This is a genomic window from Marinoscillum sp. HNIBRBA16962 (genome assembly GCF_057801515.1).
This window is the reverse complement of sequence record NZ_CM173603.1, coordinates 2791225-2807057: the sequence shown is the minus strand read 5'-3', so window position 1 is coordinate 2807057 and position 15833 is coordinate 2791225. Positions and strand designations below refer to the sequence as shown.

Annotated in this window: 11 protein-coding genes; 5 read left to right on the top strand and 6 right to left on the bottom strand. The window is 44.4% G+C overall.

The genetic code is table 11. From position 1 onward, the window contains the following. Window positions 1–210 precede the first annotated feature (210 nt). The 3 genes from AC3E9V_RS11810 to AC3E9V_RS11800 form a co-directional block, all read right to left on the bottom strand. The gene (locus AC3E9V_RS11810) at window positions 211–3477 is read right to left on the bottom strand and encodes a CHAT domain-containing protein (RefSeq protein ID WP_488753405.1); all 3267 of its coding nucleotides are present in this window, start codon (window positions 3475–3477) and stop codon (window positions 211–213) included. Window positions 3478–3521: 44 nt separating this feature from the next. Continuing rightward, window positions 3522–4187: a hypothetical protein gene (locus tag AC3E9V_RS11805; RefSeq protein WP_488753404.1), complete on the bottom strand. Its 666-nt coding sequence runs from the start codon at window positions 4185–4187 to the stop codon at window positions 3522–3524. A gap of 104 nt (window positions 4188–4291) precedes the next feature. After that, on the bottom strand, window positions 4292–5632 hold the full coding sequence (locus AC3E9V_RS11800) for a Gfo/Idh/MocA family protein (RefSeq protein WP_488753403.1): 1341 nt from the start codon (window positions 5630–5632) through the stop codon (window positions 4292–4294). Between the two features lie 112 nt (window positions 5633–5744). On the opposite strand from AC3E9V_RS11800, the gene AC3E9V_RS11795 reads away from it, so the two are divergent. The 5 genes from AC3E9V_RS11795 (at window position 5745) to floA (ending at window position 12712) form a co-directional block, all read left to right on the top strand. Beyond that, complete coding sequence (locus tag AC3E9V_RS11795; RefSeq protein WP_488753402.1) at window positions 5745–6737, top strand: alpha/beta hydrolase fold domain-containing protein; 993 nt, start codon at window positions 5745–5747, stop codon at window positions 6735–6737. Window positions 6738–6876: 139 nt separating this feature from the next. Continuing rightward, a complete protein-coding gene (locus AC3E9V_RS11790; RefSeq protein ID WP_488753401.1) occupies window positions 6877–8820 on the top strand; it encodes a hypothetical protein in 1944 nt (647 codons plus the stop codon). 222 nt (window positions 8821–9042) lie between these two features. Beyond that, window positions 9043–11502: a glycoside hydrolase family 9 protein gene (locus AC3E9V_RS11785; RefSeq protein ID WP_488753400.1), complete on the top strand. Its 2460-nt coding sequence runs from the start codon at window positions 9043–9045 to the stop codon at window positions 11500–11502. Between the two features lie 39 nt (window positions 11503–11541). After that, the gene (locus AC3E9V_RS11780) at window positions 11542–11727 is read left to right on the top strand and encodes a hypothetical protein (RefSeq protein WP_488753399.1); all 186 of its coding nucleotides are present in this window, start codon (window positions 11542–11544) and stop codon (window positions 11725–11727) included. A gap of 88 nt (window positions 11728–11815) precedes the next feature. Next, window positions 11816–12712: a flotillin-like protein FloA gene (gene floA / locus AC3E9V_RS11775; RefSeq protein ID WP_488753398.1), complete on the top strand. Its 897-nt coding sequence runs from the start codon at window positions 11816–11818 to the stop codon at window positions 12710–12712. A 46-nt stretch (window positions 12713–12758) separates the two neighbouring features. Here floA and AC3E9V_RS11770 read toward each other — a convergent pair whose 3' ends face one another. The 3 genes from AC3E9V_RS11770 to AC3E9V_RS11760 all read right to left on the bottom strand — a co-directional run bounded on the left by AC3E9V_RS11770 (window position 12759) and on the right by AC3E9V_RS11760 (window position 15824). Further along, on the bottom strand, window positions 12759–13340 hold the full coding sequence (locus AC3E9V_RS11770) for a hypothetical protein (RefSeq protein WP_488753397.1): 582 nt from the start codon (window positions 13338–13340) through the stop codon (window positions 12759–12761). A 114-nt stretch (window positions 13341–13454) separates the two neighbouring features. Beyond that, complete coding sequence (locus tag AC3E9V_RS11765; RefSeq protein WP_488753396.1) at window positions 13455–14765, bottom strand: PIN-like domain-containing protein; 1311 nt, start codon at window positions 14763–14765, stop codon at window positions 13455–13457. Window positions 14766–14945: 180 nt separating this feature from the next. Then, a complete protein-coding gene (locus AC3E9V_RS11760; RefSeq protein ID WP_488753395.1) occupies window positions 14946–15824 on the bottom strand; it encodes a YARHG domain-containing protein in 879 nt (292 codons plus the stop codon). Window positions 15825–15833 lie beyond the last annotated feature (9 nt).

Here is a 15833-nt window from a genome sequence, read left to right as displayed (position 1 = left end):
CTCCAGGATCAGGTATAAACAGGGAACTATGACGAGTATAATTGAGGTGGCAAAAATGACCCCAAAACCGAGTGAAATGGCCATTTTGCTCATTTACCAAAGCCCGCTGGGTCACACTGTATCGTATTCTGCCCCAAAGATCCAACTCATAGCTTGCGCCAGGAGAAAGCTGCGTAACCTCCCCACCCACCATAAAAAAACCAAAAATAGCTATTCCAGCAAAACAAACCCGCTCCAGTAATACGGATGGGGATACTGCTTCCTCAGTGCGTTTTTAGCCGTTCTGAAAGCTTCGTGAAAGTCATTATTTTCCGTCCATAGCTGGTAAAAGGCGTTCATCAGTTTCTGAGTAGCTTCATCGTCTACCTTCCACAAGCTCATGATCACATAATCTGCTCCGGCTATCTTGAAAGCCCTTGCAAGTCCCTGAACGGACTCCCCGACCACCAGGCTCCCTTTGCCGGTCTCACAGGCGCTTAGCACAACCAGCTCAATATCCCTGAGGTTAAGGCTCAAAGCCTCATAAGCTGAAAAGAATCCGTCATGCAAATCCTGAAAAACGGGTCGTTCGCTCTTAGCCTCAGCAAGGATCAGCCCTGACTGCAGGTCGGGTCTTTCTGCCAGGGTATGCAACGGACCTCCGGTATTCGTATCTTCTAAAAAATATCCGTGGGTAGCTAAATGCAGGATACCCTGTTTCCCGCTCGTTTCTCTCAGTTTTTTTTCAGTGGCAGACCTGTCCGTGTAAATAGAAGTGGAAAAACCTTTGGTTTCCAACATCTTACCTAAGGCATCTACTTCCATCAAAGCTCCGGGAAGCAACGGAATACCCTCGTGATTAAAATGTGGAGCGCCCATCAGGGTAGCTTCTTTGAATGACGACCTTTTAGCACCAGCTTTAGGCTGATTCAGGTCTGTTAGATAAATGATTTCAAAATTCTCAGCCAGGTATTTGCCTTCGCCGTTTTTAAGACCTTCTACATTGATGAGGTTATAAATACCATCATTTACCACGTAAACCTTCTCTATTCCGGTCAGGTAGTTAGCTAAAGGTGACCAGTATTTATCATAAGACCTTAGATCCTCGAGCTGGTAATTAATACTATTAATGTATTGGCTGTAAAATTGGTCCTCCAGTAAATCCCCTTTATTCAGACCTACTACTTTGGGAGTTTCGGATTCTGAGTTTATGATAAACGCATAATACCTGGCCGTATCCAGGTAATCGATGTGCTTATCTATTTTGACAAACTCTATAATTGCCTCTCCAGGACTCAGCCGGTTTTTCAGGCCACTAAATGTGATCGTATCAGGAGCAGTGATAAAATTAGCAAGGGCTCTTTCTACCTTTTCCAGCTCATCTTTTATCTCCGTTTCACTAAGGGAGTTTTTATCGCGATCAGCGTTATCCAGATTGTACTGTATAAGCAGTTCTTCCCGTAAAATAACCCATTCGTTAAAAAGCCGCTGTAACTCAGGGTCATTACTTTCATTGATGGCTTTCCTAAGTTGTGTGGATGAGGAAAACAACAAACCCTTTGTCTGAATTCTGAAATTCAGTGCAGGAGCAAGCCACTCAGGATAGCGCTCCGCATTTTCCAGGGCAAAGTAAGAGTACAGGTCAACATGCGGTTTGATCTGTCTCCAAAAGGCTTCTCTCTGAACCTCACTCATCGTGGAAAAAAGCTCAGATTTGAGATCAAGGTAGTTGGTGGCAAGGGTCCTCAAATGTTCTTCAGCTTTGTCAAGGTCACCTGTTTTCCACAGGCATAAAGCCATCATTCTACTGGTGGACAGGTAATCATAGCTTTTTCTGCCCTTCGTGTCCCGGTAAATCTCATTTGCCAATTTGAAATCATCCAGAGCTTCTTTATAGGAGCCCATCAAAAGGTTATACCTGCCTTCCAGTTGAAGTATATCTGCGTATGCACTGTGATTTTTGGAGTATTCATCTTCTATCGTCTCTTTCACAGCGTTCAAAAAAGCATCTAACCTGCCTGCCTGGTCAGGGTCTTCTCTCATGATATCCAGATAAAGGTCACCCAGAAGGAGAAGCGTCAGGTTATAATCAGGTAATGAAATCTTCTCCCGGCTTTTTAAGGTCTCCAAAGCATTTATGTAGGTCTTCATAGCCATATCATACTGGCGGTTATGGTGAGCCAGCAATGCCAGGTTGATACGAAGGCGTACATCATCTATGGAATAAGCAGGGGTCACTTCTGAAACTTTTTCTTCGAGCAACTTTAGACGATCCTCTGCCTCTTTAAACGAGCCCATCCGGGCTGAAAGCATTGCCTGATTGTTTCTAACCACATATATCACAGGATGATCCGCTCCTTTAAAGTTGGTAATACGGCTGCCGACCGAATTCAAAAGACTATCCGCCTCCCGGTAATATCCGGTCTCAAACCGCAACAGCGCATAGTTGTGCTGCAGGGCTAAGGCTACTTCAGCATCTTCAGGAAGGTGATGTCTGCAAATGGACAAGCCGTACTCATATAGAGAGCCGGCTATTCTATGTTTTCCTTTGTTATGAAGAAAGAGTGCATAGGTATTTAGGTAGTCTGCCAAAACCCATTGATCCGGCTGCTCATAATCTGTAGTATCCAGTGCCTGAAAGAGTCTGAGTAAAAAGGGGCCAAAAGCAGGACCTCCAAAAAGTACCTCGGCAGGAATCTCAACTTCTTCTTCCTCAGGTGGAGCCAGATACTCATAAGCTCCTTTCCCCAACATAAACCCTGCGTACCCGTAATTTCCTTTGTAAATAGCACGGGAAGCTTCATAAAGGTGGTGCTCAGCACTTTCATAAGAACGTCTTAAAGCCTTGATTTTTAGCCCCTCACGATGAGTCCCGTCAAACCCAACCTGAACACTATTTCCCACCAGCATACCATATTTGATGTTTCTGTTGGCTTCCAGGTCAAATAGCTCCCGGGTCATTTCAGGGTCACCGGCTTCTGTAATATTCTCAACCTCACTCTCATAAATCACCTCCACACTGCTATCCAGCGACTCTGCAAAAAGAAATATTCGCCCTCCTCCTACCAGCTTTTTCTGTTTTAAAAATCCATTTTGTCGGGAACCTGACCTGGTCAAAATGACCGGAATGAAGTTCTCCGTAGTGTCTTTGGCAAGATTCCTGCCACCCAGCATTAGCTGTCGCGGCGAAGCTATTTTTCCCAATCCGATAACTTCCGATGGAGCGAAGGACTCCCATCTCCTTTTTTTGATCTTAACCTCACTTATGAACTCCTCCGTTACTTTAATTCTCAGCTTACCGTAATGAATTGTATGATCGCTAAGGATAACATAGCCCGGAACAGGTTTACTTCTTATGGTGACGATCTCATTGGTATAGGAAACAACTCCTGACCATGGAAACTCGTTTAGCTGTAAGTGCTCTTCAAGTTGAGCTTTGAGAGGAGATGATGAGAAAAAAATTACTCCCCAAATGGATAAAAGTTTTAGGCGTTTCATTTGACCTTTCAGTATATGCGAGTTAAAATACCGAAAATATCTGATTACTTCCTCAAACTGTACTGGACTTTTCGATCTTTATTGTCAAGTCTTAGCTCTTCTCCATAGAACCAAGCATTCCAAACCATATCCTCATTCTCAAAAATGATTTTCCGATGCCTGGTATTGATTATCACATAGCCATGTTCCAATATTCCGGTCAGGTCACTGATCGAATAGCTACCATCTTCATCGATGGCAAGCCACGTATTACCGAGGCGCTCTATATCCTTCCCTTTTCTGATTTTGTACAGCTCCCACCTACCGAGAACCCGTGCCTCAAACTCATCAAAAGACGGGATGAAATCAATTCTGGTAAATTTTAAGATTGTCACCTTATAGCCAGGCTCCAGGCCTTTCAATTGCAGATGGTCCACGAGCTTACGAATATCCCAGTTTGTACCGAACCATTTGTCATCCTCACTAAGAAACTCAATGGTGTTATCTCTCAGACGGTAAATTCCTGCTACATCCCCTGAAACCCTGGAAGCGGCAAAACTATTATTTGTCTTCAGCTCGATGAATGTGGGAGAAACGGCTTTATCATATCCGTCAATATTGACCTCCGAAAGTTCCCATAATCCCACTATGTCTTCTTTTTGAGTCTGATCACATCCTGAGAGCCCTAAAACAAGAATGACCAGCGGCCAGGATTTAAAAATGTTTCTCAAAACCAGAATGATTTACTATTGCACCAAAAACCATGAATGTATCCTGAAAAACGAAGATTATCATACCACATTGCAACACAGAGCGACAATAATTTGCAGGCCGGTCAACCTAAATCCGGTAACTTCCAGCCATTATGATAGCTTGCTTTCAGTAGTTTATTAGCTTCCTTGCTGTCTTTAAACTCACCTTTCTTCTGATCCCAGAATACCTTCTGGCCTGTACGGTACGCAATATTTCCCATTTGAGCATTAATCGCTGCCAGGCTGCCAAGCTCAATGGGTGTATTGAGAAGCGTCGGGTCATTTTTTCTGACTGCTTCAATGAAATTACGCGTGTGCAGGTCCAGGTAGCTGATATCAGCAGGCTTGTTGACGGCCGCTACAGAATCCATCTTGGCCGTGGTAGTCATATCGTAGCCTACTGACTCTTTTTCAACCAAAACTTCATAACCACTTCGGTTCACAACTAGTGTCCCATTGTTGCCGATGAAAGCAATGCCTTCCCGCCTTCCATAAGGCCCCAGATCAATGCCTGTTGCATGCTCCCACAGCATACTGAAGTTATCAAATTCAAATACTGTCTGCAAAGTATCCGGAGTTTCTGAAGCGTCATTTGGGTAGGCAAACTTCCCTCCGGATGCCATTACCGACACAGGTGCAACGGCGTCCATACCCCAAAGTGCAATGTCAATCTCATGAACACCCCAGTCGGTCATCAGGCCGCCGGCATAGTCCCAGAACCACCGGAAGTTGAAATGAAAGCGGTTTTCGTTAAATGGCCTCATGGGTGCAGGTCCAAGCCATGCCTTGTAATCTACCCCGGCAGGCGGCTGAGAGTCAGGAATGACCGGCACGGGTTTCATCCATCCCTGATAGGCCCAGGCTTTTACAAGTCGAATACTTCCCAGCTTGCCTGATTTCGCAATATCTATTGCTTCCCGGTAGTGTGGGCCGCTCCTTTGCCACTGACCTGTCTGAACGACCTTTCCATATTGCTCAGCCGCACTCACCATCAGGTTGGCTTCTTCAATGGTATTAGCAACAGGCTTTTCCACATAAACATGCTTACCCGCCGCTACGGCATCTACCATCTGCTTGCAGTGCCAATGATCAGGGGTTCCGATGACCACTGCGTCTATCTGTTTATCTTCCAGGAGGTTTCTGTAATCACCATAAACCTTCGGCTTGTTCTGACGAATAAGCGCATAATCCTCCATCTTTTCAGCAATGACCCGCTGGTCAACATCGCAAATGCCTGCCAGCTCTATTTCGGGGATCTTCAATAAAGAAACCGTATCAGCCCAGCCCATTCCATTGCAACCTATTACTCCTATTCTGATCTTATCAGAGGGATTAACCAGTGAAGAAGCTTTGAGAAATGAACTACCTAATGAAGTAGCAGCAATGATCGCCGAGGACTGTTGGATGAATTTTCTTCGTTTCATTTCAGATCTTTTAGTCTTAACTAAGATACCAAAATACCTCTTTGAAATTAAGCCGGATCCAAACTTTGTGTCTTATCTTTCAATCAAAGAATGTAACCGGTAGATCAACCTTATGAAAATTAAATCAGGTAAACGAAAGTGGCTGAAGCGTCTGCTGATCAGCATGCTATTAATCCTACTGATCACAGCAGGCTGGTTCACCTATTTCTTTATTTTTAACCAGGCGCCCATAATCAATGGTAAGGTACTTTACCAGATCCCCTACAAGAACGACCTTAAGCTGGATGTTTATCTTCCCACACGGTCCAGGTACGAAAAAACACCGGTTATCCTGTTTTTCCACGGAGGTGGCTGGATTACCGGACGAAAAGAATCCATCAACTTCAACCGGTTTAATGAAGCTGTAAACACCCTCAGGGATGAAGGCTATGCTTTTGTTTGTCCGGAATATACGCTGGCCAGGGATGGAATATCTCCATTTCCGGACTGTATTGGCGATGCATTCGACGCGTTGTATTGGGTGGAACAAAACGCGGCAAAATATAACTTCGACCTGCACAATGTAGGCCTGTTTGGCGAATCCGCAGGAGCACATATCGCCCTGATGACAGGCCTGGCTCCGGCAGAGAAATTTACAGATTCAATACCTACCTCAGAACCCGGCTATTTGATCGATGTATACGGGCCAAATAACCTTGAAGGGCTGTACCATATGAACACCATTGATTCGCTTCAAAGGCTTCTGGCCAGGTTACCCGGCCCCCTCCAGGATCATTTTGATATTACACAGCGACTCTTTGGTTTTGATCCGGACCTGGATACCACGAGAGCTAAAGCGTTTATGCGTACTTACTCCCCTTTATCTTATTTGAGCGAAAAAGCTCCGCCAATGCTGATTATTCACGGGAGTGAAGACCAGCTAGTGCCCCTTGACCAGTCTACTTACCTGGCCAGCCGTATGTCCACCTTTAACCGTCCGGCAAAAGTTCGCGTGTTAGATGGTGTAAATCATGCCTTTATCGGCGCTACAGAGGATCAGAAAAAGAAAATACAGGAGTGGATTATTGAGTTTGCAAAAGAGAATTATCGACGAACAAAACCGTAATTACATTCATTCAAAAACCTCAGAAAACAGAGCCGTACGGTTAATATATTCATAATTACCACATCAAAAGTTTACAAATACTTTCAATTCGCCGCTTCTTGACTAGTTTCATTTCTCAACATAATAGAAAATGCTCCATATGTCAAGAATTTTAAGATCCGCATTGTTAAGCTTATTGTTCCTTTTATCCTCCATTTGCCTGTTTGGGCAGGCAGAAGTAACAGCCTGGGGAAACATCGAAGGTATACGCATAGATGGTCAACTTATGGAGTTTGGCTCTGCTGTGGTGGTTGTGGGACAGGACTGGAACCAGGTTCACGTGACCGGAAAGGAGCGTCAATACTCGCAGTATGGTAGAAAGGGACCTGTACAATTTAGTGATGTACGGATAGACAGTCTTTTCTTCAAACATCGTATAGAAAATACTGGTCGTGGGAAAGTTGAAATCGGGCTGGATTTTGTCTCCCAAAAGGATACCAGCCTTACGGGGGTTTATTACGGAGTAGAGCTACCTGTAGACATTTACGAAAACGGAACCATGGAACTGATCGAACCCTCACCTATGCCCCTTAGCCGGACTCAGCCTAGTGCTGGTGATGAGATTCTCAGGGTTTTTGCCAAAGGCATCCGCTTTTCATCCCCTACGCAAAATCTTGAAGTAAAAATGGATTCTGCTACCCGCATTATTGCCAAAAGCATAGAAGGTCCATGGGGAAAATCACTTGGTGTTTTACTGGAAATAGCTTCCGACAGCATAAAAAAGGCCGAAGAGTTTTCCAGGCAAATTACAGTCATAGCTGATGGCGAGATGGATACCGAAGAGGTCAGTCTCACACTGGACCCGACTGCACCAGGCAGGAAGTTCGACGGCATTGGAGGGAATTTCCGTTTACAAAACCAAAGAACCGACCCTCCGGTCATCGATTATTGCCTCGAAAACCTGCGGGTATCCTGGGCGCGGGTAGAACTGCCATGGAGACTATGGCAGCCGGATGAAAACACCGATCCGATGACTACCGAGCTTCACCCCCATGTCAGGCGTTCTATGGAACTGGCCAAGCGTCTCTATGATAAGGGAATCCCTGTGATGCTGGCCGACTGGTCTGCTCCGGACTGGGCCGTAATAGGAGAATACAGCAGCCGCCCCCGAAATGGAGTCTGGGGAAATGAGCTGGACTCTACCAAAATGGACAAGATCTACGAATCATTAACCAAATACATGCTGTACCTGAAAGAAAACTATGGTGTGGAAGTAGAAATGTTCTCATTCAATGAGTCAGACCTGGGAATCAATGTAAAGCAGACCGGTGAAGAGCACGCCAGGCTTATCAAAGAAATGGGAGCTTACATGAAATCAAAGGGATTGAAAACGCGGTTGTTGTTTGGGGATACGGCGGATATTCGGGGTTGGCCATTTCTAAAAGCAGGAACGGATGATCCGGAAACCCATCCCTACATGGGTGCCGTGTCCTTTCACTCCTGGCGTGGCTGGGAGGATGAAAACCTCCTGGAGTGGACCAAGGTCTCCCGGGAGCTGGACCTCCCGCTCATTGTAGGAGAAGGTAGTATAGATGCTGCCGCGTGGCGTTATCCGGCCATTTTTCTGGAGCCGCTTTATGCCCGTAATGAAATCAACCTCTATGTGAAGATCATGGCCCTGTGTCAGCCGCTAACCATTCTGCAATGGCAACTTACCGCTGATTATTCTGCGCTGGCGGGTGGAGGTATTTTTGGCAACGATAGTACAGACCTCCACCCGACTCAGCGCTTTTTTAACCTCAAACAGCTTGGTAGTACTCCGAAAGGATTAAAGTACCTTCCGCTCACCAGCAGTAAGGAAAACATTACCTGTACTGCTTTAGGTGACGAAAAAGGTAAGCAATACGCGATACATGTTGTCAATAACGGAGCTACCCGCAAGGTAACGCTGGATGGTCTCCCCCGAAAGGTGAAAAAGCTGCAGGTATACAAAACCTCCGAAACCTCGGGTATGGAAAAGATCGACGAGATCAAAGTGAAAAAAGGAGTAGCCGAGTTTACATTAGAGGCGGTGAGCTTTGTAAGTTTATTTTCTGAAATATGATTTTTATAAACCCAGGTAAATGCTTCCTCCAAAAACAGTTTTGGCTAACCTTGAGTAAGATTTCTCTCCACGATAGCTATCGGGATCAAAATGACAATTAATCATGTTTGGTCTTAATAGCATTGGTTATATAAAATTCATCAAACCCATTCTCCTACTTGATTCGCAGCTTGACAATAGGACTAAAACAACAGTGAATTCAAAATACTAATCTACTGACAAATGAAAAAGGTTATTCTACCATTACTCTTTGTGGCATTTTCGTTCGTTTCTTTGGCTCAATCACAACTGCAACTCAATGACCTGGGCTACTTTGAAATGCCCGGCCTGAACGTCACGGTTTTTAGTGACATCTATCCGGATGGACATCAGACCGGTGTAACGGTAATACAACACGGGGTACGAACTGCTGCGAATGGAGATCTGAGACTCGAAATATCTCCGGGACAGTGGTCCCCGATGCCTAAAGGAGGCCCTCAAACCATTGATAAAGCTACCAACACCATCACCCAAAAGCTTTGGTACCCGGATTCATCCAAAAATATGAAAGGCTTTAATCCCATTAAATACCCCGACCTTCAATTTAAGTATGAGGTGGCCGTATCGCCGCTGGAGGGAAATAGCTTTAAGATCACTGCCAACCTGGACGAACCCATCCCGGACGAGTGGGTCGGAAAAATAGGCTTTAACTTTGAGCTATTCCCTGGTCACCTCTTTGGCAAAACCTACCGGATGGATGGAAAAACCGGTATGTTTCCGGTGCAGCCAAACGGACCTTTATTGGAAGCAGACCCCAGCGTAGCAGAGCCACTGGCTACCGGCAATAAGCTGATAGTAGCTCCTGAGGAGGACCTGCAGCGACTGACCATCACCAGTGACCTCACCCTTGAGCTTTGGGATGGGCGCACCAACCACAACAATGGCTGGTACATCGTGCGATCGGCCATTCCGGCAAGAGAAACCGATAGCGCCCTGGAGTGGGTCATTACCCCAAATGTCGTTACGGGATGGCTCTATAAGCCAGTCATCCATGTTTCACAGGTCGGCTACCATACCGACCAGAAAAAACGAGTCCTGGTAGAGGTAGATAAAAGCGTCACGGAAGGAGAACCGCTTAACCTGTACAGGATCACGGATGAGGGCAATCAACTTGTATCCTCAGAAACACCACAGCTGTGGGGGCAGTTTCTCAGGTACAATTACCTCTTATGGGACTTTTCTGAAATCAGGGAAAGCGGCATGTACCAGTTCAGCTACGGAGGCACTCAATCCAATCCCTTTCAGATTTCGGACAAAACCTATGACCGGCACGTCTGGCAGCCCACTTTGGAGTATTACCTGCCTGTACAAATGTGCCACATGCGGATTAATGAAAAATACAGGGTCTGGCATGGGCTGTGCCACATGGATGATGCGCTCATGGCTCCCCTGGACACCAACCATTTCGATGGGTACGTGCAGGGCTCCTCCACTTTGACGGACTTCCAACCGCTGGAGCCCGTCGGTCAGCTCAATGCTGGCGGCTGGCATGATGCTGGCGATTATGACCTTCGGGTCGAATCCCAGACAGGTACAGTCTGGAACCTGGCCCTGATGATCGAGGAGTTCGGGCTGGACTATGATGCCACACTCATTGATCAGGAAAACAAACTGGTGGAAATCCATGTGCCCGATGGGAAGTCAGACGCTATTCAGCAAATCGAGCATGGTCTTTTAAGTATACTGGGAGCCTACCATGAGCTGGGCCGTCTGTACAGAGGCATTATATGCTCAGATCTCAGGCAATATACACTGCTGGGCGACGCATCGGTGATGACAGATAACCTCCCGTATGACAAAGACCTGAAACCCGGGGAACGGAAAAACGGAAGATCAGGAACGCTGGATGACCGGCTGGTATTCACCGAGGAAAATCCAAACCGGGAGCTTTATGTGGCGGGAGGACTCGCTGCGGCTTCACGCGTACTCAAAACAACAAACCCGGATCTGGCTAAAGAAAGCCTGGAAACCGCGCTGGCCATCTACCATGCTGCATCTGCAAAAGCGCACCCCGGCACGAAGATCGTCGCCTTGTCCGAGCTGATACTCGCTACAGATGACCAAAACCTGAAAGATGCTTTTGTGGACATGCAGGATGAAATCATAGCGAACATTTCCAGAAGCGGTTGGGCTGTAGGGCATGTCATTGACAAAATAGAAAATAAAAAATTTCGAAAAGCTGTGGCTGCAGCCGTGAAAGCCTATCAGGAAAAATTGAACGAAGAGGCAAAAACCTCTCCTTTTGGAGTGCCTTATGAACCCAATATCTGGGGCGCGGGCTGGAGCATACAGAAATTTGGCCGGGACCAGTACTTTTTCTACAAAGGATGGCCTGAGCTGACCAGTGACAGCTTTTTCATCAATGCCCTCAACTTTGTTTTGGGAGTGCACCCCGGAGAGAATACCATATCGTTTGCCTCCGGGGTAGGCTCCGAATCTGCCCTGGTAGCATACGGAGTAAACCGCGCAGACTGGTCTTTCATTCCCGGTGGGGTAATCTCCGGAACAGCTCTGATACGCCCGGACCTGCCTGAGCTGAAAACCTGGCCCTTTTTCTGGCAGCAAACAGAGTATGTAATGGGTGGGGGAGCGACCAATTTTATGTTTTTAGCCATGGCTGTGCAGAATCATTTCCTTCCATAACCTTATTCAGCAAGCTTACTTATGTTTATATTTGCAAATATGAAGATTGTAAGAAGCTGGAGAGAACAGAGGATCATCCTGAAGAGATGGTTCCCGATTCTTGAAGATGAGGATTTCCACTTTGAAGAGGGCCATAAAGAAACAATGCTGGAAAGGTTAGCCGCCAAGCTTAACAAGTCCAGAAAGGAACTGGAGCAGCTCTTTGCTGAAGTTCAGCTGCACTGAGCCGTAAGCAACAAGTAATAAATAATAAATCCCTTAATTCGTTAAAGTAAGGATAGTTCGGTATACATTCGTATTTAATACTTAGTGTATGCCAATATCTCTTCTCATCACAATAGGCGCCATAGTGGCCGGGTTGTGGATTTTGTTGTTCATCTTCCCCATCAGCCTGTGGATTTCGGCGATTTTCTCCGGAGTCCGTGTCAATCTTATGGACCTGGTCTTCATGCGTTTTCGCAAAGTCCCCCCCACACTCATTGTAAAATCGCTCATCCTGGCTACCAAAGCGGGCATCAAGGGCATCAACACTAACCTGCTGGAAACCCACTACCTGGCGCATGGAAACATTATCAATGTGATCAAAGCGCTGATCGTAGCAGATAAGGCCAATCTAAACCTGGAGTATAAACAGGCCACAGCCATTGATCTGGCAGGCCGGAATGTACTGGAGGCTGTCCAGGTATCTGTGACACCCTACATCATCATCGTACCGGCCATCACCGCCGTTTCTCCCGATGGTATCCAGCTAATAGCCGAAGCACGGGTGACCGTGCGGACCAACCTCCAGCAGCTGGTGGGTGGAGCCGGTGAGGAAACGATCAAAGCCCGCGTGGCCCAGGGGATCATATCCAGGATCGGCGCGGCAGGAAACTATTCGGAAATCCTGGAAAACCCGGAGGAAATATCAAAACTGGTGCTTAAAAACGGCCTGGATGCAGGCACGGCCTTTGAGATCCTTTCCATAGACATTGCCGATATCAACATTGGCTTGAATATAGGCGCCAGACTGCAGATCGATCAGGCGGAAGCGGACCTGGATATTGCCAATGCAAAAGCCGAAGAACGAAGGGCTATGGCAGTGGCTCTGGAGCAGGAAATGCTCGCCCGTATCCAGGAAGCCAATGCGAGAGTCATAGAAGCAGAGGCGGAAATACCGGTAGCTCTATCAATGGCCTTCAGAAAAGGAAGACTTATGAGAGGGATGTGATCTGAGTTGTGCAACAGCTACGTCTGTTGACATCCGTTTTAGTTCGTTAGTGCCCTTTTGATGGAATTAGCGGGTGTTTGAATTTCGGGAATTTATTTCTGAGTTCGTAAAGTTCAGCTACTTCCTGATATCCAATTTCAGGGTCGTAAATGTTGTCCTTCCCGAAATACAAATGTTCTTCATGGAAATAGAACAAGCACCAGTTATTAGACTTGTCAAATATCACAATATCATCAAGCTGAAAGAAAATATCTGGTGAGTACTTAACCACCATCTTCCAAGTTAGCAAAACAGGGTCTTCATGATAGTTTGGCAACATTAATACCCAATTTTGAAAAGGAATTCCTCGATTGTATAGCCATTTCTTTAATTCAGATTCATTATCGAGATTGGTAAACTCTTCAATTGTTCTGAAATTACCTTTCTCAAATGGGTGCCAAATAGGGCCAGTTATCAGCTTAATTGAGTCCAGATATTCGTACAGATATTTGTTAGCAGTTCGATCAAGAAAAAGTATCTGGTCCCTGTGTTCATCCGGCATGTTCAGATAATCTTCAGGAGAGCCAAAGGAATTCCAACCTGTTGGTTTGTCCAGAGCAAATTCTCTTATGTTGTCTAGTTCGATCATGCAGTGATATGGATGCCAACGTCTAACTAAAATGAGTATGCGCCTCAGTTGCTAGGAGCAATTAGGTTTGATGATTTCATTATCTTTTCATAAAGCTCAGTCCGCATATTCATTTTAGTGCTTGCTATCGGCTTTTTTAATAGGTAAGAAGTTGTATTCATCAAGATAGCCCACAAGGTAGTCAGGCTCTTTTTCATCCGTCTCGAACAGTTTTATTTGTTTCTTCATCTCACTGAGGTCGTTATGAATTTTGTTTGCAGTTACTTCATCAGAGGTTATAAAGACAATCACCAGTTTGTCGAAATGATTGGTATAACGCGGAATTATTTCTATAGCGCGTTTTACTCTGAATTCAATCATTCCCAGACTATCTGGGCGGATATACTTTACAATGAATCCCTTTGTTTTTCCATCATGCTGCAATAAAACAGCATCTACACCACGATCAAGCCTTCCTTGTGGCGAAAGTATTTCTCCGTCATCAATATACTCTTGATTTGCCCAATTTAGAAAAGCGTGTTCTGCAGTAAATCCGAACCATTGGATGGATTTGCTTTTCACCTCGGATATTGCATCCTCTTCTATTTTGGCATTCAGAATTGTTTTAGATTTCTCTAAAAACTGACTTGAATCATACATCCAGAAATTAACACTAGCTACAGTTTCAATCTCGTCAATCAGTTCTTCTCTTGGTCCAGCTATTGTTTTCTTGTCTTTGAGGATCCACCAGTCTTCCTTACGATCATCATTAATAAAAATGATGGGCTTTTTATTCTTCTTTGCGTAATGAAGAATTTGTTTCCAAATAATCAAATCCCCGAATATTTGAAATCCAGTTTTATCAGTCTCATCCATATATCCTGGAGGGATTGAATTTCGATATCTAAACTCTCCTTCCTTAACTATTTCGGTTATTTGATGATAGTCATATTGTTCTCCGACTTCAAAAAATGAATTAAACCCAGAAAGTAGAGTATCATTTTTAGACATATTCTCTATCTCTATTATTTGAGATTCAATATCCTGTTCTATGGCATTTTTAAACTTTCCAAACTGTTCTTCAAAATCCTGAATTGGTTTCGGATTTAAGTGAGGGTGTTTATTGCTGGTTTTGGTTTTGTTTTTAATTTGAGTCAAATGAGACTCAATAGATTTTAGATGTTGTTCTTTAAGTTCAGAGTAATATTTGTTGGGCTTTCTAAGCGTCTTTTCCCTATTTCTTAAAAATTCTCTATTAACCCAATCTGGAATCCAAAGTCTATCTTTAAGAGTTTTAATAGTAGTCTCAAAGATGCTTTTCCTTGTTGTTTCAGAATATTCATAGAAGTTTAAAAGAGCTGAACTATCAAAAACAAAGACACATTGTTTCCAAAGTTTTATCTCATCCTTTTCATTCAATTCATATTTTGATTTATTCGCTTTCACTTTCTAGATATTGCCGCCAACGCACATCTGTGATGAGTGGGGATTAGAATTCACTAACCTATCCTTCTGCTCATAGCCACACGGATTAATAAATTTACAATTAGTGACGGACTTTCCAATCCCCACGAAAATATCCTGACCGATAAAACCCCATTCATTCATAGCATTTGTTATAGGGCTTTACTTTTGGTTTTCAATGCGTTTGATGAGGTTAATGTTGTATATGTCATACGCAGTTAGTTTGCCCGTTACATTTTCAAATTGAGGTTCATACCAGTCTGTATCCTCGAAGTACTTTCTCAAGTCGTCACCTTTGAATATATAACCTAAGCGGGCAAAGAATTCATTCCTTTTTATTCGGAGTTCAGCTTTACTAAGTGTTCTGAGTTCAGATTCATTAAGAATTGTTTGTTGGGGTGAAACCTTATGTATCTTTCCAGATTTTTGAATCACGTAGTGTGTATATTTTGTTGTTTCTATTACTTCAGTTGAATCCAAATCGAACAGTTCGAGAGAGTCAGGCATCATGTAATCATAATTTCTTGCTTTCGTGGTTTGATCAAGTACTCTAACTAACGAGTCTGCAAAAATCCTAAAGCTCTGGGAAGAATAAGATGTTGAGGAAAGATCCATGTCCGATGATTGAGCCACTCCGATATAATCGATCCTTTTTCCGTTAGAAGTGAACGTTGCTAGTATTGTTTCTCCTGCAACTCCATACATGGATACCTCAAAGGTTAAAACATAGTTGTCATAGAGTTTGTAATGATTTGTTTCTTCACTGTAGATTTTTCTATATGGGTCATTTTCATCGTCCCAATCTGTTCCAATGAATTTATCAATATGATATCTTGGGATCTCCTCGATGAGGTTATCAGACAGTTGTAGCAGATACTCAAAGCTTTGAGTGTCAATTTTTTTCGTTTGTTCAACTGCCTCTTTTACCTGAGCTTTAGTTTTGTTTTCAGTAGGTTGTTCATCTTGGACATTGGTAGAATTGTCCACTGTAGAGGTGCACGATAGAATTGAGGAAAGAAGAAGGAGTATCAGATTTTTCATGAGTTTCTC